General features: G+C 45.0%; 22 protein-coding genes and 1 riboswitch. Of the genes, 9 read left to right on the forward strand and 13 right to left on the reverse strand.

Annotated features, from left to right (window positions below):
- Nucleotides 1-5: 5 nt before the first annotated feature.
- From HCZ42_RS13130 to HCZ42_RS13140, 3 genes are all read right to left on the reverse strand, one after another.
- Nucleotides 6-1,220 (reverse strand): EAL and HDOD domain-containing protein, encoded by a 1,215-nt coding sequence (locus HCZ42_RS13130; RefSeq protein ID WP_167421125.1) that lies wholly within the window; start codon nt 1,218-1,220, stop codon nt 6-8.
- Nucleotides 1,221-1,346: 126 nt separating this feature from the next.
- Nucleotides 1,347-2,072 (reverse strand): UDP-2,3-diacylglucosamine diphosphatase, encoded by a 726-nt coding sequence (gene lpxH / locus HCZ42_RS13135; RefSeq protein ID WP_167421126.1) that lies wholly within the window; start codon nt 2,070-2,072, stop codon nt 1,347-1,349.
- A gap of 64 nt (nt 2,073-2,136) precedes the next feature.
- Nucleotides 2,137-2,631, reverse strand: coding sequence for a peptidylprolyl isomerase (locus tag HCZ42_RS13140; protein ID WP_053410777.1), 495 nt, complete (start codon nt 2,629-2,631; stop codon nt 2,137-2,139).
- 202 nt (nt 2,632-2,833) lie between these two features.
- Between HCZ42_RS13140 and cysS the strand changes: the two genes are divergently transcribed.
- Nucleotides 2,834-4,216 (forward strand): cysteine--tRNA ligase, encoded by a 1,383-nt coding sequence (gene cysS / locus HCZ42_RS13145; RefSeq protein ID WP_167421127.1) that lies wholly within the window; start codon nt 2,834-2,836, stop codon nt 4,214-4,216.
- A 72-nt stretch (nt 4,217-4,288) separates the two neighbouring features.
- On the forward strand, nt 4,289-4,867 hold the full coding sequence (locus tag HCZ42_RS13150; protein WP_167421128.1) for a thymidine kinase: 579 nt from the start codon (nt 4,289-4,291) through the stop codon (nt 4,865-4,867).
- A gap of 66 nt (nt 4,868-4,933) precedes the next feature.
- On the opposite strand, the gene infA is transcribed toward HCZ42_RS13150, so the two are convergent.
- From infA to aat, 3 genes are all read right to left on the reverse strand, one after another.
- Nucleotides 4,934-5,152, reverse strand: a complete 219-nt coding sequence (infA, locus tag HCZ42_RS13155) for a translation initiation factor IF-1 (RefSeq protein WP_001040192.1) — start codon at nt 5,150-5,152, stop codon at nt 4,934-4,936.
- Nucleotides 5,153-5,233: 81 nt separating this feature from the next.
- Nucleotides 5,234-5,932, reverse strand: coding sequence for an arginyltransferase (locus HCZ42_RS13160; protein WP_167421129.1), 699 nt, complete (start codon nt 5,930-5,932; stop codon nt 5,234-5,236).
- On the reverse strand, nt 5,922-6,650 hold the full coding sequence (gene aat / locus HCZ42_RS13165; RefSeq protein WP_167421130.1) for a leucyl/phenylalanyl-tRNA--protein transferase: 729 nt from the start codon (nt 6,648-6,650) through the stop codon (nt 5,922-5,924). The genes HCZ42_RS13160 and aat overlap by 11 nt, the downstream gene beginning before the upstream one ends.
- Nucleotides 6,651-6,669: 19 nt before the next feature.
- On the opposite strand from aat, the gene HCZ42_RS13170 reads away from it, so the two are divergent.
- Nucleotides 6,670-7,125, forward strand: a complete 456-nt coding sequence (locus HCZ42_RS13170) for a glycine zipper 2TM domain-containing protein (RefSeq protein WP_167421131.1) — start codon at nt 6,670-6,672, stop codon at nt 7,123-7,125.
- A gap of 158 nt (nt 7,126-7,283) precedes the next feature.
- The gene (gene aroA / locus HCZ42_RS13175; RefSeq protein WP_167421132.1) at nt 7,284-8,564 is read left to right on the forward strand and encodes a 3-phosphoshikimate 1-carboxyvinyltransferase; all 1,281 of its coding nucleotides are present in this window, start codon (nt 7,284-7,286) and stop codon (nt 8,562-8,564) included.
- A gap of 50 nt (nt 8,565-8,614) precedes the next feature.
- Here aroA and HCZ42_RS13180 read toward each other — a convergent pair whose 3' ends face one another.
- Nucleotides 8,615-8,863, reverse strand: coding sequence for a YciN family protein (locus tag HCZ42_RS13180; RefSeq protein ID WP_167421133.1), 249 nt, complete (start codon nt 8,861-8,863; stop codon nt 8,615-8,617).
- Between the two features lie 362 nt (nt 8,864-9,225).
- Here HCZ42_RS13180 and topA point away from each other — a divergent pair, with 362 nt between their 5' ends.
- From topA to HCZ42_RS13200, 4 genes are all read left to right on the forward strand, one after another.
- Nucleotides 9,226-11,856, forward strand: a complete 2,631-nt coding sequence (topA, locus tag HCZ42_RS13185; RefSeq protein WP_167421134.1) for a type I DNA topoisomerase — start codon at nt 9,226-9,228, stop codon at nt 11,854-11,856.
- A gap of 485 nt (nt 11,857-12,341) precedes the next feature.
- Complete coding sequence (gene glgC / locus HCZ42_RS13190) at nt 12,342-13,559, forward strand: glucose-1-phosphate adenylyltransferase (protein ID WP_167421135.1); 1,218 nt, start codon at nt 12,342-12,344, stop codon at nt 13,557-13,559.
- Nucleotides 13,549-15,009, forward strand: coding sequence for a glycogen synthase GlgA (gene glgA / locus HCZ42_RS13195; RefSeq protein WP_167421136.1), 1,461 nt, complete (start codon nt 13,549-13,551; stop codon nt 15,007-15,009). The genes glgC and glgA overlap by 11 nt, the downstream gene beginning before the upstream one ends.
- 282 nt (nt 15,010-15,291) lie before the next feature.
- Nucleotides 15,292-16,095 carry an alpha/beta fold hydrolase gene (locus HCZ42_RS13200; RefSeq protein WP_053410788.1) on the forward strand — a complete coding sequence of 268 codons (804 nt, stop codon included), beginning with the start codon at nt 15,292-15,294 and terminating at the stop codon, nt 16,093-16,095.
- Here HCZ42_RS13200 and HCZ42_RS13205 read toward each other — a convergent pair.
- From HCZ42_RS13205 to torD, 5 genes are all read right to left on the reverse strand, one after another.
- Nucleotides 16,092-16,397 (reverse strand): putative signal transducing protein, encoded by a 306-nt coding sequence (locus HCZ42_RS13205; RefSeq protein WP_167421137.1) that lies wholly within the window; start codon nt 16,395-16,397, stop codon nt 16,092-16,094. The two genes, HCZ42_RS13200 and HCZ42_RS13205, sit on opposite strands and share 4 nt — an antisense overlap.
- Nucleotides 16,397-17,089 carry a TVP38/TMEM64 family protein gene (locus HCZ42_RS13210; RefSeq protein WP_167421138.1) on the reverse strand — a complete coding sequence of 231 codons (693 nt, stop codon included), beginning with the start codon at nt 17,087-17,089 and terminating at the stop codon, nt 16,397-16,399. The genes HCZ42_RS13205 and HCZ42_RS13210 overlap by 1 nt, the downstream gene beginning before the upstream one ends.
- A 165-nt stretch (nt 17,090-17,254) precedes the next feature.
- Nucleotides 17,255-17,848, reverse strand: coding sequence for a TfoX/Sxy family DNA transformation protein (locus tag HCZ42_RS13215; RefSeq protein WP_167421139.1), 594 nt, complete (start codon nt 17,846-17,848; stop codon nt 17,255-17,257).
- Nucleotides 17,849-18,048: 200 nt separating this feature from the next.
- A riboswitch (cyclic di-GMP riboswitch) is annotated at nt 18,049-18,134 on the reverse strand.
- Between the two features lie 144 nt (nt 18,135-18,278).
- Entirely contained in the window at nt 18,279-19,286 is a 1,008-nt protein-coding gene (gene purR, locus HCZ42_RS13220; protein WP_167421140.1) for an HTH-type transcriptional repressor PurR, read from the reverse strand.
- Nucleotides 19,287-19,502: 216 nt separating this feature from the next.
- Complete coding sequence (torD, locus tag HCZ42_RS13225) at nt 19,503-20,150, reverse strand: molecular chaperone TorD (RefSeq protein WP_167421141.1); 648 nt, start codon at nt 20,148-20,150, stop codon at nt 19,503-19,505.
- Between the two features lie 236 nt (nt 20,151-20,386).
- Here torD and torR point away from each other — a divergent pair, with 236 nt between their 5' ends.
- Nucleotides 20,387-21,100, forward strand: a complete 714-nt coding sequence (gene torR / locus HCZ42_RS13230) for a two-component system response regulator TorR (RefSeq protein ID WP_167421142.1) — start codon at nt 20,387-20,389, stop codon at nt 21,098-21,100.
- A gap of 72 nt (nt 21,101-21,172) precedes the next feature.
- On the opposite strand, the gene elyC is transcribed toward torR, so the two are convergent.
- Complete coding sequence (elyC, locus tag HCZ42_RS13235; protein WP_167421143.1) at nt 21,173-21,961, reverse strand: envelope biogenesis factor ElyC; 789 nt, start codon at nt 21,959-21,961, stop codon at nt 21,173-21,175.
- Nucleotides 21,962-22,024 lie beyond the last annotated feature (63 nt).

Below are 22,024 nucleotides of genomic sequence, written 5' to 3' on the forward strand. Positions count from 1 at the left end.
AAATACTAGCGTTGAACAGAAAGCATTTCAGCCGCCCACGCTACGGCTTCATCGTAGCATTCGCTCAACGTATCTTGTGATAAGTGCATTGCTTGACAGAGCTGAGAAACGTCATCCCATTCAGCACGCTCATAGGCTTTAATCAAAGAAAGCAATTGACCTAGTGCACCACTTTCTTCAGTCAGCGCGAGCTTGATTGCTGTATCAATCGGCACTTCAGCAATGATCTGTTCGATAGGTAAGTCGAGCAAACTATCAAGTAGCGAGAACATGCCCATCAAGAAGGCTTTGCTTGGGTCTATGTTCGATAGCTGTTTATGGACAAGCAGTTCACAGAAGCGTGCACGTTGAATCGACAGGCCGTACAGGTAGTCCGGTTTTTGGCTGTCCGTCGACGCCAGCGCCACCAAAGAGATAAACTTACGAATCTTGTCTTCACCAAGATAAATCAGTGCTTGCTTAAACGATTGGATTTTCTTTTTCACCAGAGAGGACGAGTTAACGTAGGTCAGCAGTTTGTACGATAAGGTGACATCTTTACTGATTAAGGCCTCTACTTTTTCAAAGTCGATTCGCTCATGTGAAATTTCCGTCAGGAGTTGGATGATGCTCATAAATGACGGCTTCAACGCTTTACGCTGAATCATCTCAGGCTTGCTGAAGAAGTAACCTTGAAAATAGTCAAAGCCGATTTGCTTAGCGTGTTCAAACTCCTCGTAGGTTTCTACCTTCTCGGCTAGGAATTTGATGCCTGTTTTTGCAAAGCGATCGATGAACAGCTGCGCTTTTGGCAGTGGTACAATACGAATATCAAACTTGATGATAGAGATGTAAGGAAGAAACTCGCGCCAAGCTTTGGAAGGCACAAAATCGTCAAGTGCGATTTTATACCCTAACTTACACATCTCTTTGACCGCTTCTAACAGCTCATCCGTTGGTTCACAGTCTTCGAGAATTTCGATGACCAAACTGTCAACCGGAAAGAGGGTTGGTACACGATTGATCAGGCTCTTATAAGGGAAGTTAACAAAGCCAAGCTTGTCACCCAAAGTTGCGTATTGAGTTGAGAGCACATGATCGGAAAGAAGACGGCTAGTCGCTTCCTCGGCATCGATAACCGGGAAAGTGTTTTTAGGACCATCCCTAAAAAGAAGTTCGTATCCAAACGTTTTTTTATCTTTATCCAGTATTGGTTGCCTGGCAACGTACGAATATTTCAAGATGTTTACCTTGCTCGGAGAGTAAATCAACAATTCACAGCAGCATGACTACTGTACTTAAAACGGAACAAGCATTCTGGGTCTTCAAAATTAACAGCTAAAACTGGTTAATGTAAGACAAAGTAATTACAAAAATGGTCTGGCTTGTAGCTCTATATTTTTTTTATCGCATACCAGTACGGACCCTTGAGTGTACCAATCCCCTAAGACAATTCTAGTATTAGTAGATTGATTCGTCTCAAATATATGAACATTAGGACGGTGAGTATGACCATGAATCATCAAATCAACTTGGTGCATTTCCATCACGCGTTCTACTTCTTCTTGAGTCACGTCCATGATTTCAAGAGACTTAGTTTGTTTATCGTCTCTGATATCAGATTGAATTTTACTGACAATTTTCGCTTTAATAAACATTGGGATGCGATTAAACAGCCATTGCAGCCATTTTTGATTCACTTTTTTACGAAACTTCAAATAATTGACATCTTGTGTGCAAAGTGTGTCCCCATGTAGTAGCACTGCCTTTCGTCCATATAGGTCAATCACGGTTTCATCACCGAGCAGTGTTATACCCGTTTGCTTGGCAAATCGCTTGCCGACCAAAAAGTCACGATTGCCTTTAGTAAAGAAGCAAGGGACGCCAGCATCAGTCAGTCGTTTAAACTCACTTCGGACAAAGTTAGCAAAATCGGATTTGTCGTCGTCACCAATCCAAAAATCAAATAAGTCTCCTAACACATAGAGCGCATCGGCTTTGACTGCTTCTTCTCTCATAAACTGAGCAAAGCATTGATTGATAGAGGGAGTCGCGGGGGAAAGATGGAGATCGGAGATAAATAGCGTGGACATATAACTCAGTTACCTACTGGAATGGGCAAGAGGGAGGAGCGATAAGTGCTCCTCCCAACCATCATTATTCTTCGATGGTTGCGCCAGTGATTACCACATCTTCAAGTGGTACATCTTGGTGCATGCCGTAAGAACCAGTGCTTACGCCTTTGATTTTGTTTACTACGTCCATGCCTTCAACAACTTCGCCGAATACACAGTAACCCCAACCATCAAGGCTTTCGCTACGGAAATCTAGGAAAGTGTTGTTGTTCACGTTGATAAAGAACTGAGAGCTTGCTGAATGCGGCTCCATAGTACGAGCCATCGCGAGTGTACCCACTTTGTTGCTTAGGCCGTTGTTCGCTTCATTCTTAATTGGAGCGCGAGTTGGTTTTTCACGTAAACCAGACTCCATGCCGCCACCTTGAATCATGAAACCATCGATAACACGGTGGAATAGCGTGTTGTCGTAGAAACCATCACGGCAGTACTGTAGAAAGTTCGCGCTTGTTTCCGGTGCTTTTTCTTCATTAAGCTGAATTTTGATGTCACCAAAATTAGTGTGAAGGGTGATCATGATTATGTCCTTTACATATGTTTTTGATTTGAACCAGAGATTCTATCTCAACTTTTCGGACATTAACATGCGAAAAGTCGAGGCTAAGTGATGAGTATAGGCATTATTGGGCGCTTTTTACGCTTTGTAGGGATTACTTAACATGGCTCGAATTGATATACTGACCCACTATTTTGTTTAACCTAATAATTAGATAGAGATCATGTTAAAGATATATAACACACTCACAAGACAGAAAGAGGAATTCAAACCAATCAATGCTGGCAAAGTCGGCATGTATGTCTGTGGGGTAACCATCTACGATCTCTGTCACATCGGTCACGGCCGTACGTTTGTGTCGTTTGATGTCGTGGCTCGCTACCTACGTTACCTAGGTTATGATCTTACGTTTGTACGTAACATCACTGACATCGACGACAAAATCATCAAACGTGCGAATGAAAATGGCGAGAGCTGTGATTCATTGACGGAACGTCTGATTGGCGAAATGTACGCAGATTTTGACGCGTTAAACATGAAGCGCCCTGATATCGAACCGCGCGCGACGCAATACATCGACGAGATCATCGAATTGGTTGAGAAACTGATTGAACGTGGTTTTGCGTACGTTGCTTCTAACGGCGACGTTATGTTTGAAGTAGGTAAATTTGACGAATACGGTAAGCTATCAAAACAAGATTTGGACCAACTTCAAGCCGGTGCCCGCGTTGACGTAGAAAGTGCAAAACGCAGCCCACTGGACTTTGTTCTGTGGAAAATGTCTAAGCCAGGCGAACCAACATGGGAATCACCGTGGGGCCCTGGTCGTCCGGGTTGGCACATCGAATGTTCAGCAATGAACTCGTCAATTCTTGGCAACCACTTTGATATTCACGGTGGTGGTTCTGACCTGCAGTTCCCACACCATGAAAACGAAATTGCACAATCTTGCTGTGCGCACGGCACTCAGTACGTTAATACTTGGATGCACAGCGGCATGGTGATGGTGGATAAAGAGAAGATGTCTAAGTCGCTTGGCAACTTCTTCACCATTCGTGATGTATTGCAGCACTACGATGCGGAAACAGTGCGTTACTTCCTGATGTCTGGTCACTATCGTAGCCAACTGAACTACAGCGAAGAAAACCTCAATCAAGCACGTGCGTCTTTAGAGCGTTTATACACTGCGCTACGTGGCCTAGATCAAACGGCTTCTGCAGCGGGTGGTGAAGAGTACGTGTCGCGTTTTGCCGCAGCGATGAACGATGACTTCAATACACCAGAAGCTTATTCCGTTCTGTTTGATATGGCGCGTGAAATCAACCGTCTGAAAACAGAAGACTTATCGTCAGCGAACTCTTTAGGTGCGCTAATGCGTGAACTTGCGGATGTGATTGGTATTTTGCACCAAGACCCAGAATCCTTCCTAAAAGGTGATGCGGGTAACGATGACGAAGTCGCTGAAATTGAAGCGCTAATTAAGCTTCGTAACGACAGCCGTGCAGCTAAAGATTGGGCGAACGCGGATATGGCGCGCGACAAGCTGACGGAAATGGGTATCGTTCTGGAAGATGGTCCAGAAGGCACAACGTGGCGTCGTAAGTAATCAACCTTTCTAAAGGGCTGTCACTACAGCCCTTTTCTTTGTTTATAACTTGGTTAGTGTAGGTACCAATCTGTGGCTCAGATGTATTTCTATTACTCCGCGATGAATGCGGGTAAATCCACCACTCTTCTTCAATCTTCATTTAACTATCAAGAGCGCGGTATGACACCAGTCATTTTCACCGCAGCATTGGACGACCGTTACGGTGTCGGTAAAGTTAGCTCTCGAATTGGTCTGCAATCCGACGCGCATTTGTACCGTAGTGATACGGACCTGTACTTTGAAATTGCGTCGCTGCATGAGGTAGAGCAACGTCACTGTATTTTGGTCGATGAGTGTCAGTTTTTGACTCGTGAGCAAGTTTACCAACTGACGGAAGTCGTGGATAAATTGGGTATTCCAGTATTGTGCTATGGTCTGAGAACGGACTTCCTAGGTGAGCTGTTTGAAGGCAGTAAGTATTTACTTTCTTGGGCAGATAAGCTGGTTGAGCTAAAAACTATTTGCCACTGTGGTCGTAAAGCCAATATGGTTATCCGAACCGATGAGCACGGTAATGCGATTGCCGAAGGGGCGCAAGTGGATATTGGTGGTAATGACCGCTACGTATCAGTATGCCGACAGCACTACAAAGAAGCGATGGGTAAATAATCCAAGCCGCAGACACAAAAAACGGAGCATGTAGCTCCGTTTTTTGTTGTATTCGATAATCAGAGATTAACGAGCACGGAAGACGATGCGACCTTTTGATAGATCGTATGGAGTCATCTCTACAGTTACTTTGTCACCAGTAAGAATACGGATGTAGTTCTTACGCATTTTACCAGAGATGTGAGCAGTAACTACGTGGCCGTTTTCTAGCTCAACACGGAACATTGTGTTTGGAAGAGTATCAAGGACTGTGCCTTGCATCTCAATTACGTCTTCTTTAGCCATTTAATCCTCTTTTAAAAAATGGGCAATTTTGCTCGCCGTATAATGCCGAACAAAATGAATTTAGTAAAGTTGGAGCGTATTCTACCCTCGCCAACGCTGATTTACTAGCCTTTGATGGCGTTGAAAGCGGACTTTATAGCTCATTGCTGGACATTCATCAATTTGATAACCAAGGTACAGCCACTGTTTTCCTTCTCGCTGACAGTATTCCAGTTGAATCAGTACCCCCAGTGTTCCTAGAGATATTTCGTAGTCCGGATCATAGAAGGTATAGAAGGCGCTGGCACTGTTCGTCAGGATGTCGGTAACGGCGATCGCGACCAGTTTATCGTCGTCGTAAAGGTGTAAATATTGGGTGTTGAGCCAGTTACACTGTGAGAATTGGGCGAACTCATCCTGCTTAGGCGGATACATTGAACCAGTATGGTGACGAGCTTCGATGTAACGTGAATAAAGGCCAAACCAACCATCATCCATGTGTGATTTGAACGCCCACTGATAATCTCGGGTCTTGCTGCGCAGCCTTTTCTGGCTTTTTGACGGCTGGAAATCTGGCACAGCGACACGCAGCGCTTCACACGCTTGGCAGTTATCGCAATGGGGCTTGTAGATGGTGTTTCCGCTGCGTCGGAATCCGTTTGCGAGTAATACTTCGTAGTTCGAGGTTGTGTGCATTGCGGGATCAAGCGCCACTGCCACTCGTTCCTGTCGTTCGGTCAAGTAGCTACAAGGATGGCTGTCAGTCAGGCCAATACGTATTTGCTGAAGATCAGAGCTCATTTATACCCTCTAGCGGTAATGCCAACCACTGTTCACTAAAACAACGTTTATCGATAGGCTCGTTTCTATAGGATAGCAGTGTTTGCGCAAATTCCTCTCGCTGCAATTCATACGCTCCCAAAGATTTAAGGTGAGGATTCATCACTTGGCAGTCGATTAACTTACCGCCAAACTGCTGAAAGTGATGGCAAAAGTACCACAGTGCGACTTTTGACGCGTTGGTGCTCAAGCTAAACATCGACTCGCCACAAAAAATCTGTCCTACGGAAATACCGTATAAACCGCCGATGAGCTTCTCATCTTGCCACACTTCAACTGAGTGGCAGTTTCCTCGTTGAGCGAGTCGTTTGTAGGCGGCACGCATATCTTCGTTTAACCACGTTTCTTCTTTGCTTCGTACTGCGGCACAGAAATCGATCACCGAGTCAGTGGCTTTATTTATACTTACCTTATAAGCGTGCCTTTTTTGAAATTTTTTGAGACTTTTGGCGGGTTTAAAAGTCATAGGGTTAAAGACTGCGCGTGGAGTAGGGTTCCACCATAAGATGGGTTCACCTGGCCCATACCAAGGGAAAATGCCATGCTGGTACGCTAGCAGCAATCGCTCTGGCGACAAATCACCGCCAAAGGCAAGTAGACCATTCGGGTCGTTAAGCGCTTCTTCAGGTGATGGAAACCATAATTCGTCTGGGTCTAACTCAGTCAGATAAATTGCCATAAATACGAGGAAACAAGGTATGAGAAAGTGGTTATGGATATTATTGATTTTTCCTTTGCTTGCCAATGCAGCGTATGAAAGAAATAAAGCCCGACCAGTAAATGATGTCGTGTTTGGCCAAGTTGAAACAGTCCGTTACATGACCCAACAGGATGTGGTTCGCGCGGAACACAACGGCTGGGAGACGCTGCTGGGGGCCGTGGTTGGTGGTGTGATAGGCAATCAGTTTGGTGGCGGACGAGGCAAAGAAGTCGCCACGGCGATTGGCGCGGTGGCTGGAGCAACGATAGTGAGAAACCAAGCTCAGCAAGAATATCGGGTCGAATATCGTTTGGTAGAGATTTTGATCAAAACCGAAAAAGGGAAGTTGATTGACGTTATTCAAGATGTGGACAACAACATGCTGTTTGAGCGTGGTGATAGAGTTCGTATCCTCTATTTTGACGATGGAGTCAGAGTGGATAAAGAGTACTGATGGCGAACTGGTAGTACTTCATCCTAAACTGCATAAATATCCTTATTTAATGCCGATTAGAGGCTAGTTTTACGTAAAGTTTTTAGATAGTCTGCAAGTACGAAGAATTTTTCATCGTCCGGTGAGTAAGGCTGGGCGAGCAAGGAATATCAATTTTAATGGAAAGCCTTACGTTACAACCTATCAATAAAGTCAATGGTGAGGTTAACTTACCTGGTTCAAAAAGTGTTTCTAACCGCGCGCTACTTTTGGCTGCGTTGGCAAAAGGAACGACGCGTCTAACTAACCTGCTCGACAGTGACGATATCCGTCATATGCTGAATGCGCTGACTAAGCTTGGCGTTAAGTATCAGCTTTCGGATGACAAAACCGTGTGTGAAGTGGAAGGTCTGGGCAAAGCGTTTGAAGCGACAGAAGCTCAAGAGCTGTTTCTTGGTAACGCGGGTACTGCGATGCGTCCATTGGCGGCAGCACTGTGTTTAGGCCGTGGCGAGTTTGTGTTAACCGGTGAGCCACGTATGAAAGAGCGCCCAATCGGCCACTTGGTGGAGGCTCTTAAACAAGCTGGTGCGCAAGTAGAATACTTGGAAAATGAAAATTACCCACCGCTTAAGATTACCGGTACTGGTCTAGCCGGCGGTACGGTCGAAATTGACGGTTCTATCTCAAGCCAGTTCCTGACCGCATTTTTAATGTCTGCGCCACTTGCGCAAGACGATGTGACGATAAAGATCATCGGTGAACTCGTTTCTAAACCGTACATCGATATTACGCTGCACATTATGGCGCAGTTTGGCGTTGAAGTTGAAAACCGTGACTACCAAGAATTTGTTATCCGTAGCGGCCAATCGTACATTGCTCCTGGCGATTTCTTGGTTGAAGGTGATGCGTCATCAGCGTCTTACTTTTTAGCGGCGGCGGCGATCAAAGGCGGTGAAATCAAAGTTACCGGTATTGGTAGGAAGAGTATTCAAGGTGACATTCAATTTGCTGACGCGCTAGAAAAAATGGGCGCTGAAATTGAATGGGGCGATGACTACGTGATCTCTCGTGTCGGTCAGTTGAAAGCGGTTGATATGGACTTTAACCATATCCCAGACGCGGCAATGACGATCGCGACCACAGCTCTGTTTGCAGAAGGTACAACGGCAATTCGTAACGTGTACAACTGGCGCGTAAAAGAAACAGACCGTCTGGCAGCAATGGCAACTGAGCTACGCAAAGTCGGTGCGGAAGTGGAAGAGGGGGAAGATTACATTATCGTCACGCCACCTGCTCAACTGAAGCACGCTGCAATCGACACCTATGACGACCACCGAATGGCAATGTGTTTTTCATTGGTTGCTCTGAGTGACACGCCAGTGACCATCAATGACCCAAAATGTACCTCAAAGACGTTCCCTGACTACTTTGATAAGCTAGAGTCGTTAAGCTGTTAGTTCATTGCATGAAAAAGCCAGAGTTTACGCTCTGGCTTTTTTCTGGTCTGTTATTTCTCTAAGGTAAATTCTTTAGATAAATGATGGGCTAGGTACTTAAACATGTTAAATACTGCGGTTGTTTTTGGCGTTGGTAACCCATTCTCATCCAAGAAGTATTCGCCTTTAAATACCAGCACGTCATCTTTTTCTTCGACGCTGTCGGCTCGCATGCCTTCGATATAGTCGTCGTGCTCTTGAATAACGTGGTTGGCGATCAACAACAGCTCAAATTTTGAAATGACTTTCTTCTCACTCATGATCTTACTCTTGGGTTATTAGCTTTATATAAAAGAGGTGAAAGTGATTGTAGGAATTTCGAGGGTGATTTCAAATGCCCTAGATCAATGAAGAGCGAAGAGTCTGGTGTGTAATCAGGTTTGGTTTTGTGACAAAAGACATAAAAACCCATTACCGACTAGCAGAACCTGAATAGTGACGTTTAGTATGTGACACTTTCAAACTTGGCGGCATTCGTCGAATTGTCGAGCAGTCAAAATGAATTTTGAAAAAAGGTATTGATCTTCTAGTATTCTCGCTCAATAGTAAAAAAAGAACTTAATTATTAAGTATGTCGTGCGCTAAAAGGCGTCGCATTCATTATAGGACACTTGAGTCAAATATGGGTAAGTCACTGGTTATTGTGGAGTCGCCAGCCAAAGCGAAAACCATCAATAAGTATTTAGGTAAGGACTTCATTGTAAAGTCCAGCGTAGGTCACGTACGTGATCTACCAACTGCTGGCCAAAGTACTGGTCAGAAAGCAGCAGCGGTATCAACCAAAGGCTTAAGCCCTGAAGAAAAAGCCCGAATCAAAAAAGAAAAAGATCGTAAATCACTGATCAAGAAAATGGGTATCGACCCATATCATGGTTGGGAAGCAAACTACCAAGTGCTTCCTGGCAAAGAGAAAGTGGTTGCTGAACTTCAGAAGCTGGCGAAAGATGCAGATTGTGTCTATCTCGCAACCGATTTAGACCGCGAGGGAGAGGCTATCGCTTGGCACCTTCGTGAGATCATCGGTGGCGATGAAGAGCGATACAAACGCGTTGTATTTAACGAGATTACCAAAAACGCTATCCAACAAGCTTTCCAGAGTCCTGGTGAGTTGAGTATGGATGGGGTTAACGCACAGCAAGCGCGTCGTTTCATGGACCGAGTAGTAGGCTTTATGGTCTCACCACTCTTATGGAAGAAAGTCGCGCGTGGTCTGTCTGCGGGTCGTGTACAGTCTGTTGCGGTAAAACTACTTGTTGAGCGTGAGCGCGAAATCAAAGCGTTTGTTCCAGAAGAATTCTGGGATATTCACGCGGACACCAAAACGGCAGATAAAACAGATTTCCGTTTACAAGTTGCGCAAAAAGACGGCTCTGCATTTAAGCCGGTCAATGAAACGGAAACTAACGCGGCAATATCAGTGTTGGAAAAGGCCGCTTACGAAGTGTGTAAGCGTGAAGACCGTCCGACATCAAGCAAGCCTTCTGCACCATTTATTACTTCTACGCTACAACAAGCGGCAAGTACGCGACTCGGTTACGGCGTTAAGAAAACCATGATGCTCGCGCAGCGTCTGTACGAAGCGGGTTACATCACCTACATGCGTACTGACTCGACGAACCTAAGTGCGGAAGCGGTTGATACTGTTCGTGACTACATCAACAGCGAATTTGGTGAAGCTTACCTGCCAGCGAAAGCGAATGTGTACGGTAGCAAGCAAGGTGCACAAGAAGCGCACGAAGCGATTCGTCCTTCAGATGTGACAGTGAAAGCGGAAGACCTAAACGGTATGGAAGCAGACGCTCACAAGCTCTACTCGCTGATTTGGAATCAATTTGTTGCTTGTCAGATGACGCCAGCAAAATACGACTCGACTACTGTCAGTGTCAAAGCGGCAGAGTACACGCTGAAAGCAAAAGGTCGCATCCTTAAGTTTGATGGTTGGACTCGTGTTCAACGTCCGTTAGGTAAGAACGAAGACCAAATCCTGCCTGCGGTTCAAGTCGGTGATAAGATCGAACTGATTAAACTCGATCCTAAGCAACACTTCACCAAGCCGCCAGCACGCTTTACGGAAGCCGCGTTGGTTAAAGAGCTTGAGAAGCGTGGTATTGGCCGTCCGTCTACCTACGCATCGATCATTTCAACGATTCAAGACCGTGGTTACGTAAAAGTCGATCAGCGCCGTTTCTACGCTGAGAAAATGGGTGAAATCGTTACTGACCGTCTGGATGACAGTTTCCATGAGTTGATGAACTATGAGTTTACGTCACGCATGGAAGAAAAACTTGACCAAATCGCGGAAGGTCAAGTGAACTGGAAAGGCGTACTGGATAATTTCTTCAAAGACTTTACTGGTGACCTAGAAAAAGCGGAACAAGACGAAGACCATGGTGGTATGAAGCCAAACCACATCGTCTACACCGACATTGAGTGTCCGACTTGTTCACGTCCGATGGGTATACGTACCGCGTCAACTGGTGTGTTCCTAGGTTGTTCGGGTTATGCATTGCCACCGAAAGAGCGTTGTAAAACAACCATCAATCTAGGTGACGAAGAAGGCATTATCAATGTACTTGAAGAAGACGTTGAAACTGCTGCCCTTCGCGCTAAGAAGCGTTGTCCTATCTGTGAAACCGCGATGGACGCTTACCTAATCGACGATAAGCGTAAACTGCACGTTTGTGGTAATAACCCGAACTGTGAAGGTTATGTAGTCGAGCACGGCGAATACAAAGTGAAAGGCTATGACGGCCCAGTTGTTGAGTGTGACAAGTGTGGCAGTGACATGGTACTGAAGAATGGTCGTTTTGGTAAGTACATGGACTGTACTAGTGAAACGTGTAAGAACACGCGTAAGATTCTAAAGAATGGCGAAGTGGCGCCACCAAAAGAAGATCCAGTGCACCTTCCTGAGCTTCCATGTGAAAACTCAGATGCGTACTTTGTACTTCGTGATGGTGCCTCAGGTCTGTTCTTAGCCGCGAGCACGTTCCCTAAATCGCGCGAAACTCGTGCACCGTTGGTTGAAGAGTTGGTGAGGTTCAAAGACCGTTTATCGCCAAAATTCCACTACCTGACGGAAGCGCCACAAAAAGACCCGGATGGTCTACCGATGGTAGTTCGCTTTAGCCGTAAGTCTAAAGAAAACTACGTACGTTCAGAGATTGATGGTAAGCCTTCTGGTTACACTGCTTTGTATGTCGACGGTAAGTGGGAAATCACAGATAAACGCAAGAAGCCGGCAAAAAAATAGGTTAAGATAATGCGAATTAAGCAGCCGAAAGGCTGCTTTTTCGTGGGACGCATATTTTTAAATTGTTGCTACACTTGCTAACGAGTCAAAACTCGCTTTTCGTTTTCTACCTACAGAGGGTAGTGCCTCAGCCCTTGAGCTTCCTCGCTATAAGCGTTATTTCATATGAAACTGATATGAGATGAATGTCACTTTTATGTCGCCTTATTGGGACAGTTTTGTACTTCAATTCCAAGATAATGTGAGCCACTTCCGGGTCATTAAAAGTATTCATTGTACGGTTATTAGTAACGTGCAAATCAAATTGTAATCTTCCTGAAATACGATAACGTGTAGATGAGTTGTTTGGTTTGCTGAGTGCGCTAAATGACTGCTTGTTACGCTTGTTGTCTAAACTATCCAACGAGTCTCTGCGGGTAGTTTAAGAAAAGTGAGATAAGCCCTACATTAAGCTTATCCAAAAACTATAAAATGGAGAGAACTATATGGCTGGTGTTTTAGGTATGATCCTTGCTGGTGGAGAAGGCTCACGCTTACGTCCATTGACTGAATCTCGCAGTAAACCTTCGGTACCATTCGGAGGTAGTTATCGACTAATCGATTTCGCGCTAAATAACTTTATTAACGCTGATCTGATGCGCATCTATGTTCTAACCCAATTTAAATCGCAATCCTTGTTCCATCACCTAAAAAAAGGCTGGAACATTAGTGGTATTACAGATCGTTTCATTGACCCCATTCCTGCGCAAATGCGTACAGGTAAACGTTGGTACGAAGGTACCGCAGACGCAATCTATCAAAACCTACGTTTTATGGAACTTGCAGAACCTGATCATGTCTGTATTTTTGGTTCTGACCACATCTATAAGATGGATATCAAACAGATGTTGACTTTCCATCAAGAAAAACAAGCATCTCTTACTGTTTCGGCACTTCGTATGCCGCTATCTGAAGCATCTCAATTCGGCGTAATCGAAGTAGACGAAGATGGCCGCATGATTGGCTTCGAAGAAAAACCTGCCAACCCAAAATCTATTCCTGGTGACCCTGAGCATGCATTAGTATCGATGGGGAACTATATTTTTGAAGCACAAACGCTATTTAATGAACTGATTGAAGACGCAGATAACCCAGAGTCAACGCACGACTTTGGCCACGACATCATTCCAAAAATGTACCCAAGTGGCGATGTTTACGTGTACGACTTTAGCTTGAACACCATTCCGGGCGAGAAAGAGGAAGTTTACTGGCGCGATGTAGGTACGATTGAGGCGTACTGGGAAGCGCATATGGATCTGCTGGGTAAAGACAGCGCATTCTCTTTGTACAACCGTAAATGGCCGCTACATACTTACTACCCCCCGCTGCCGCCTGCAACGTTTACAGACTCGGTGAATGGCCGTGTACAAATCATTGATAGTCTAGTGTGTAACGGTAGTTATGTGCGAGGCTCAAGAATCGAAAAATCGGTGCTTGGTTTCCGCAGTAATATCGCGTCGGCATGTGATGTCAGCGAATGTATTCTTTTAGGTGATGTGAAAGTAGGTGAAGGCTGTGTACTTCGTCGTGTGATTATTGATAAAGATGCAGATATCGCCCCAGGTACGCAAATTGGTGTTAACCTAACGGAAGATAAAAAACTGTACCATGTGTCTGAAAACGGCATTGTTGTAATTCCAAAAGGAGCACGCGTTGGCTACTAAGAATTTTTCTATTCTCTTTGTAGCATCGGAAGTTGAAGGATTGATTAAAAGCGGTGGCTTGGCAGATGTTGCCAAGGCACTGCCTGAAGCACTCCTAGAGCTTGATCAAGATGTTCGATTAACCCTTCCTGCATACCGAAAGGTTAATGGTATTGAATCTGCACCAGTTTTGCTGGAAACCAAACTAGAGCATTGGCCTCATACTGAATACAAAGTTCGCGAATTGACGACTGCAGGCGTGAAAGTCTACGCGATTGATTGTGCGCAGTATTTTGACCGTCCAGAAATGTACGCTGAAAATAACCAAGCGTATCAAGACAATGGCGAGCGTTTTGCGTTCTTTAGTGCAGCGTGTCTTGACATGTTGCCTAAACTTGGTTTTCAACCTGACATCATTCATGCCAATGATTGGCATACAGGCTTTGTGCCATTCCTACTGAAACATCGCTATGGAAACGATGCGTTTTTTGCTCAGACCAAAAGTGTCATCTCTATCCATAATGCGGTATTCAAAGGAGTGTTCAGTTACGACGAGCTGCAATGTTTACCTGAGTTTCACGGGCGATACGCACCCGATGCTGCGGTAAGCACGACTCATGTCACTATGCTCAAAGCCGGTGTGATGAATGCAGATAAAATTAATGCAGTTAGCCCAACCTATGCTGAAGAGTTGAAGACGCAGCTAGGTAGCCATGGTATGGCGGCTGAGTTTCAGTCACGCGCAGGTGATTTAGTCGGTATCCTTAATGGATGCGACTATTCGGCGTGGAACCCTGAAACGGATCCTCTGCTGCCTGCGAACTACCAAGCTGATGAAGCAAGTATGGTTGAAGGCAAAAGTGCTTGTAAGCGCGAGTTGCAAAAACGAGTAGGTTTGCCGGTCAGAGATGTTGCCATGTACGGTATGGTCTGTCGTTTGACCAACCAGAAGGGCGTTCACTATCTATTGCCAATCTTGTCTCAGTTCCTCAACAACGATGTACAGGTTGTCGTGGTCGGTACCGGTGATCCTGTGCTCGCGTCGCAACTTAAAGAAGTTGAAGCGTTACATAGCGATAAGTTTAAGTTTATCGAAGCCTACGATAACGGTTTGGCTCACTTGGTTGAGGCTGGCTCAGACTTCTTCTTGATGCCATCTGAATTTGAACCTTGTGGTTTGAATCAGATCTACAGTATGGCTTATGGCACACTGCCGATAGTTCGCGGTGTTGGTGGCTTGAAAGATAGCGTGCAAGATTTTGATGCAGACCCGCTAGTGGCGACTGGTTTTGTATTTCAAGAACCAGAACCCACCGTTTTATTGCTGACGATGCAGCGCTCGTTACTGCTGTATGCTCAGCAACTCAGCGAGATCCGACGCGTGCAGCTTTATGCGATGCAACAGAACTTCTGTTGGAATAAAGCCGCTCAGGAGTACCTCAAGCTTTACCAACAAGCATTTCAATACTGATAAAGTTAGAGCAAAGGCGTCAATTGGCGCCTTTTTTCATTTTAATCCCATGTCTAAGAACACGAATTTGATTTTGAGGAAATAAAAGCGCGCGACTTTGTGGTAGGCTGCATGCCCGCAAACGAGTACTTTCAGCCACTGCCTACGTTGCCTTTGCTTTCTGTCAGCGACACAGTCTGAGGGGGACAAGATTGTGCTTAGCAAGTGGCGTTATATAATTATTTACAAAGTTCTTTGATAACGACCGGAAAGTGAGTCGGTCAATTTGGTAATATTAGCGATATGACTTCATCCCTGCTTTTTCATAAAACGTTCGAACATCCAACCAGCGATGAATGGGTGGTGTTTGTGCATGGTGCGGGTGGCAGTTCATCGATCTGGTTTAAACAGATCAAAGCATACAAACAGCATTTCAACCTACTTTTCGTCGACCTGCGTGGTCACGGTAAATCCAATCAATTGCTCAAAGAACTGATCGCCAATCGTTATACCTTCAAAGAAGTCACTCAAGATATCGTTAAGGTACTTGACCACTTAAAGATCTCCTCGGCGCATTTTGTCGGAATGTCGTTGGGAACCATCATTGTGCGCAACATTGCAGAGATTTCTGCAGAACGTGTGAAGTCAATGGTGCTAGGAGGCGCTGTAACCCGCCTTAACACTCGTTCACAGTTCCTTGTCCGTGTAGGTGGTCTTTGCAAGCATATCGTGCCATACATGTGGTTATACAGCTTATTTGCCTACATTGTGATGCCGCAGCGAACACAAAAAGAGTCGCGTCACTTGTTTGTCCGCGAAGCCAAGAAACTGTGTCAGAAGGAATTTAAGCGTTGGTTCATTCTTACGTCCGAAGTGAATCCGCTGATGCGCTACTTTAAAGAACGTGAATTACCTATTCCAACCTTGTATCTGATGGGGGAACGGGATTACATGTTTATCAAGCCAGTGAAAGAGATGGTCGAGGTTCACAGCCACAGTCAACTATTAGAGATCCCAGATTGTGGCCACGTGTGTAACGTCGAGCGACCAGATGAGTTCAACCAGCACTCGATTGCGTTTATCAAACAGCAGATCAAACCCGCTTAAGGGGATTCAGAGCCACAGTTCCAGCACAGCGCAAACTGAGGCTCGTTACTTTCTCCGCACTTTTGGCAACGCCAGGCTCGTCCAGTATCAGGTTTCTGATAATCACCAACAATTGCTCGCGCAGCGTCTACTTGAGAGACATCCAATAGCCACACATAAGGTTCACTCTGCTCTCCAAAAGGGATCTCGCCCTGCAAACCAAAGATACCTTCTCCTCGCACTTCACAGGATATTTGCTGCGATTTAAGCAGTTCGCACACGATATGTGCTTCAGTTGGATTGTAGGCGGTGAAAATCTTCATTAAGAATGACCGTTACCCGTTTGCGGTGCCCCTTTTAGTTTTGTCATCACCCATTTCGCACATACTGGGAATAGACCGAGTAACGCGAAAGAGAGCAATACGGAAGGGGATACAATACCCGATAAGCTTTCGATTTGCGCCAATTGCGTACCAGCGTTGAGGTACACCGCGGTACCCGGCAGCATGCCTAATTGGCTAACCAAATAAAAACGTGCTGTCGAAAGTGGCGTTAACCCCATCAGCAAGTTGATAAGGAAAAACGGAAACACGGGGATCAAGCGTAATGAGAATAGGTAAAATGCGCCATCACGTTTGATACCTTGGTTGATGGCATTGAGTTTATCACCGAATTTGCTTTGTACCCATTCTCTTAATAAGAATCGGCTGCTTAAAAAGGCTAGCGTCGCGCCGATGGTGCTAGCGAACGAAACCAATACCAAGCTAGTCCAGAAACCGAATAGCGCAGCACCTAATAGCGTGACAACCGCTGCGCCGGGAATGGAAAAGGCGGTAATCGCGATGTAGACAAGAAAGTAAACCGATGCCGCGAGAGCAAAATTACTATCAATGTAATCGGCTAGGGCAATTTGTTGCGCTTTAGCGTTTTCAAGGGTGAGGTATTGGCCAAAATTGACGGCTAGGAAAACAATTAAGCCAACAAGTAGCAAACCAAGGATCAATTTTTTGTTCATAACAACACCCTATTAAACGCCGCGTGTACGCGCAGCATGGGAAGGTAAATAACCTTCAGTACACGAAATTATTGATATACCGGATAAGAACGTCAAACTCAGTTTAAAATTTCCTCTAGATATAAAAAAAGTCAGCACAAGCTGACTTTTTTCATTTAGTTATACTCAATTTTTTAGCTGTTCAAGCAGCTCTTCTCGACGCGAGTGAGGTATCACTGACCAGTGAGTGCCGTTGATCGCCCCTTCTAACGCCCATAGAAGTTCAATATTTACACTCGATGTGTGTGTTGACTGAATCGCTTTGAATGCTTCAACTGCACCTGCTTCTTCAAGAGACTCAACATCATCAATGCCTGCTTTCTTAAGCATTCTTTCCGTCGCTAAACGAAGGTTTGGCAAATCTTTTAAACGGTTAGGTTTAGCTATAGATTGACGTTGTTTCTCTTCTTTCGCAGCGCTGAGCGCTTCTTGAGCAATATCCAAAGTTCGCTGTGTATCAGCAACCCATTCATCTGTAAGTGCAAAATATTTGGTAACAACGGGAAAACCGCGTTTTTTATAAATGTATGGTTCTAGCCCCAACGCTTTAAACTGTTTTGAGAGTTTGCTATTTGCTCTCATGTGCAGCTTGTCATTGACCACTAGTGCAAACATTGTATCGTCCGCGAAGATGCCGAAGCCGCCGAACATCGAACGAGAGTGTATTTGACCTAATTGTTCAAATAGTCTCATCGAGTCTTTTAGTATTGGTTTATCCATGCTGTGTTTTCTCGGTGTATATGTATACGCCACCAATTCAGGTCCGAGAGAGTAGCAAAATAACGCAGACACAATGTCAATAAGGTGTCATACAAGTGCATATTCCATGTGTTTTAATGAACCACTTTAGAATACGGTTCCGGAAGAGAGCGGAACACCTTGTTGACGAAGAACCGTGTTTATTGCATTTGCATTTTGCCATCGGCAACCCCGCTACCATGTATATTCATACTTAGGCCGGAGGCTTTGCGTCCTATCCTTTCGAAATAGTTTGCCCTGTGCGTGGCTCTAGTCGAACTAAGAGAGAATAAATAATATTTGAGCTTAGTATCACAACAGGATGGGGTAAACGTGATCTTAATTCCGTATTTCCCAAGGAGTTTGCGCGTTTAATCACCGATCGGATTATTCATTAAACGCGCATAATCAATTATTTATTGAGATCGCGGACGGTAAAGCGCTCTACAATCTCTGGGTGCATTTCGAAAACGCGCTTTTCATGCTCTTTATCTTTGATACGCTCAAGCAGGATTTCAAATGCGTTTTTACCGACACGACGTTTAGGTTGGTGTACCGTCGTTAGCGGTGGAGAGAAATATTCCGCCAACTCGATATTGTCATAGCCGATCACAGACATGTCTTCTGGGATGCGGATGGCTTTCTGTTGCAGACGACTCATTAAGCCAAGTGCCATTGTGTCGTTAAAACAGAAAATTGCAGTAGGTTTTTTGTCCATAGCGACAATTTTATCAGCAGCGAGTACCGCAGTATCACATTCGAAGTTACCTTCTAAAATCCAGTCTTCGTCAACGGATAGATTGGCTTCTGCCATTGCACGTCGGTAACCAGCAATACGTTCCTGACACGCCAGTTTCTCAAAGTGACCACTTAGGCAAGCGATGTCTTTATGACCACGGTCGATAAGGTATTTAGTCGCTAGGTAGCCACCTTCCTCCGAGTTATCGATGATCTTATCTGCCTGCGAGCTTTCTGGGCCCCAGTCCATGATCACTTTTGGGATATCCTTATGGCGGTCGAGCATTTCGCTCAGCTCTTCTGTCAGGTCAGAGCACATCACCAAAATGCCGTCTACACGTTTTTCTGCCAACATACGGATGTAGTCACGTTGCTTTTCGTAAATACCACCAGTGTTACACAAAATCAGTGTGTAACCTTGGCGGTAACAGTAGCTTTCTACGCCGTCGATAACTTCAGAGAAGAACAAGTTAGTCGATTGAGTCACCAGCATACCGATCGTACGTGTACTGTTACACTTCAGGCTACGAGCGACTGCGCTTGGGGCGTAATTAAGCTCTTGTACTGCTTCCATTACTTTTTCTTGAGTAGCTTCAGCAACAAAGCGTGTTTTATTGATTACGTGTGAAACCGTTGTTGTTGACACACCGGCTAAGCGGGCAACGTCTTTTATAGTGGCCATAAGGTTTTGTCCTGTCGATGACTGCCGAGAGTGCTTATCCAAAGTTTAGAAGAATCTGGCAGAAGTATCAGAAACACAAAAACCGCTGTTAATTAGCGGTTTGTATTTATTAAATTCGTTTTTATCGTTTGCGGTCACGATTTTAGACCGCAAACCTGATAAGAGCAAACAAAAAGGTGTTCGTTACCTGTGAAGGGTCACAAAACGTGTGGTTTTTTATTCGCCCTTTAAGTAGCTGCTATCGAGTTGCAGGAAGGCAACGAGCAGTAATGTTACAGCTGAATAGAAGCCAAATTTATCCAGTGTTTGGCATTTCTCGGCAAACTTTGGCGTCCAGCTCAGAAGCTGAGTCTGGATAAAGTTGTCTTGTTGAATTAGTGCATTTTCCATCTCGTCTTCGCTCTCTAACTCATTTGAGCGAATGATGAGATTTCCGAGGAAATCGAGCTCGATAGCGATGTGGTCAGCAGGCTCGTTCAGTTGCTTATTCACCATCACGCCATGTTTTTGCATCAACTCTTCCATTTCTTTAGCGGGAAAGTCATTCAACAAACCGGATTTACCCAAATAAATTGAGGCGTATGGTAGAGCCGAGTCTCTATCCGATTTAAGGAATAAGTCACAGAAGTCTGCCGCGAGCTCAAGTTGAGCATCTTCGCGATCCATCAGGCGATTGAGCGCGTCGATAAATTTTGTAACCGCGGGTTTCAATGTCTCGTTTTCGCCAAGACCGGTTAAAAAAGAACGAATCTCAGCCGAATGGTATTGGTCTATACTTTCTTGCGTTAACTCTTTGGCAAACAGGCTAGATAACCACCAGTAAATTTCTGCGCGTTTTTCATTAAATGCTTTAATTTCTTGCATTAGGTATTACTCCTAAAATAACTACTGACTAGTCTAACCAATAAAAATGAATAGCGATAACGCCAGTTGTGAGTAAATAAGTGAAAATGTGCTGAAAAATGAACAGGTGGTGTGGTTTTGTCTTGAATCAATAAAAAATCATCTTTCTTAATTTTAAAGTGACAAATACTAGAAATGTTACTAGTTATGAATAGAATACAAACCTAAACGATGACCAATGTAAATAAGTGGTGTAAATGAGCTATCACGTATTAGTTGTAGAAGATGACGCAGTAACTCGCAGCAAGCTAGTTGGCTACTTTCAAAATGAAGGTTACCAAGTTAGTGAAGCTGAAAGTGGCGAGGAAATGCGTGAGTCACTACAGAAAAATGCGATTGACTTGGTGATGTTAGACATCAATCTTCCTGGTGAAGATGGCTTGATGCTGACTCGCGAACTTCGCAGTAAATCTGACATTGGGATTATCCTGGTAACAGGACGCACGGATAGCATTGATAAGATTGTCGGCCTTGAAATGGGTGCTGACGATTACGTAACCAAGCCATTTGAGCTTCGCGAGTTACTCGTGCGTGTTAAAAATCTACTTTGGCGAATCTCGACGGCACGCAGCGGTTCTAGCTCAGTTGACGAGGACAAGCAAGGCGGCAATATTGTACGTTTTGGTGATTGGACCTTTGACGTACAGCGCCGTGCGCTAAGCCAAGCAGGTGAACCTGTGAAGTTGACAAAAGCAGAGTACGAGCTGCTGGTGGCACTTTCGTCTTATCCTAATCAGGTTCTTAGCAGAGAACGCATTCTCAACATGATTAGTCACCGCGTCGATGCGCCAAATGACCGTACCATCGATGTCCTGATTCGTCGTATGCGTGCGAAGATGGAGTTTGACCCTAAGAACCCGCAAATCTTTGTCACGGTGCACGGTGAAGGTTACATGTTTGCAGGCGATTGACGCTGGTTGAGTCAATCGTACTGACGACAAGATAAAAAAATACCGAGGTTTAGGCCTCGGTATTTTTTTTGATTACGATTGAGTCGCCGCGGTATCGGTATTGGATGCCCAGTTACGCAGGCGTTGCCAAATAGAGCCAAGAGTCTCATGCCAATAACGTTCGGTTTGCTCGAGGTACACGGCTTTAGGCGTGTATTTCACCCAAGGCTGAGTGACGTTCCGCTGCGCAAGGAAGTTAGTCGGTGCGGGGTAGGGGTTGAGGCCCGCAGACTGAAACTCATGCAGCGCACGCTTCATGTGGCTTGCCGAGGTCACCAATACCAGATTTTTGCGCATCACAAATGCAGCGGCTTGGCGCGCTTCTTCCCACGTGTCTTTTGCCGTTTCCAATAACACGATATCAGACTTAGAAACGCCTAGGGCTAAGGCCACATTGGCCATCATTCTGGCATTGCTGACTTCTGCACCGCCAGCATAACCAGACAGGATCAGTTTAGAGCCAGGGTAAATACGCATAATGCGAATCCCTTCAGCTAAACGCATCAATCCAGTTCGACTTAATTCTGAAGTGGGTGGAATGTCATCGTCGACAACGTGTCCACCGCCTAACACCATCACATAATCGATAGGCTGGTCGACTGGGAGAAACGCCGAATGTTGACGTTCTAGAGGCATCAGGAGACGCGATGAAACTGGCTGGAACGAGATAAGGAAAATACCTACAAACGAGAAAAGAACAATAAAACAGCCGGTCTTCTGATTTCTTGTGAACATGATAAGCATCAACCCAATCATGCCGATGATCAGCATCGCTGGCAGTGGCATGAGGAGTGATGAGATCATTTTTTTCAGCTCAAACATACTAAATAGTCCGAAAAAACATCAGTTGATTATTTTTTAAGAGAAACCCTCTTTATTCCTGCC

The organism is Vibrio hepatarius, from assembly GCF_011806575.1.
GTDB classification, from domain to species: Bacteria; Pseudomonadota; Gammaproteobacteria; order Enterobacterales; family Vibrionaceae; genus Vibrio; species Vibrio hepatarius_A.

Excerpts from the sequence above, each read along its gene's own strand:
- lpxH (WP_167421126.1), bottom strand. The coding sequence starts at position 2,072 with ATGTCCACGCTATTTATCTCCGATCTCCATCTTTCCCCCGCGACTCCC.
- HCZ42_RS13140 (WP_053410777.1), bottom strand. The coding sequence starts at position 2,631 with ATGATCACCCTTCACACTAATTTTGGTGACATCAAAATTCAGCTTAAT.
- cysS (WP_167421127.1), top strand. The coding sequence starts at position 2,834 with ATGTTAAAGATATATAACACACTCACAAGACAGAAAGAGGAATTCAAA.
- infA (WP_001040192.1), bottom strand. The coding sequence starts at position 5,152 with ATGGCTAAAGAAGACGTAATTGAGATGCAAGGCACAGTCCTTGATACT.
- HCZ42_RS13160 (WP_167421129.1), bottom strand. The coding sequence starts at position 5,932 with ATGAGCTCTGATCTTCAGCAAATACGTATTGGCCTGACTGACAGCCAT.
- aat (WP_167421130.1), bottom strand. The coding sequence starts at position 6,650 with ATGGCAATTTATCTGACTGAGTTAGACCCAGACGAATTATGGTTTCCA.
- HCZ42_RS13170 (WP_167421131.1), top strand. The coding sequence starts at position 6,670 with ATGAGAAAGTGGTTATGGATATTATTGATTTTTCCTTTGCTTGCCAAT.
- aroA (WP_167421132.1), top strand. The coding sequence starts at position 7,284 with ATGGAAAGCCTTACGTTACAACCTATCAATAAAGTCAATGGTGAGGTT.
- HCZ42_RS13180 (WP_167421133.1), bottom strand. The coding sequence starts at position 8,863 with ATGAGTGAGAAGAAAGTCATTTCAAAATTTGAGCTGTTGTTGATCGCC.
- topA (WP_167421134.1), top strand. The coding sequence starts at position 9,226 with ATGGGTAAGTCACTGGTTATTGTGGAGTCGCCAGCCAAAGCGAAAACC.
- glgC (WP_167421135.1), top strand. The coding sequence starts at position 12,342 with ATGGCTGGTGTTTTAGGTATGATCCTTGCTGGTGGAGAAGGCTCACGC.
- HCZ42_RS13200 (WP_053410788.1), top strand. The coding sequence starts at position 15,292 with ATGACTTCATCCCTGCTTTTTCATAAAACGTTCGAACATCCAACCAGC.
- HCZ42_RS13205 (WP_167421137.1), bottom strand. The coding sequence starts at position 16,397 with ATGAAGATTTTCACCGCCTACAATCCAACTGAAGCACATATCGTGTGC.
- HCZ42_RS13210 (WP_167421138.1), bottom strand. The coding sequence starts at position 17,089 with ATGAACAAAAAATTGATCCTTGGTTTGCTACTTGTTGGCTTAATTGTT.
- HCZ42_RS13215 (WP_167421139.1), bottom strand. The coding sequence starts at position 17,848 with ATGGATAAACCAATACTAAAAGACTCGATGAGACTATTTGAACAATTA.
- purR (WP_167421140.1), bottom strand. The coding sequence starts at position 19,286 with ATGGCCACTATAAAAGACGTTGCCCGCTTAGCCGGTGTGTCAACAACA.
- torD (WP_167421141.1), bottom strand. The coding sequence starts at position 20,150 with ATGCAAGAAATTAAAGCATTTAATGAAAAACGCGCAGAAATTTACTGG.
- torR (WP_167421142.1), top strand. The coding sequence starts at position 20,387 with ATGAGCTATCACGTATTAGTTGTAGAAGATGACGCAGTAACTCGCAGC.
- elyC (WP_167421143.1), bottom strand. The coding sequence starts at position 21,961 with ATGTTTGAGCTGAAAAAAATGATCTCATCACTCCTCATGCCACTGCCA.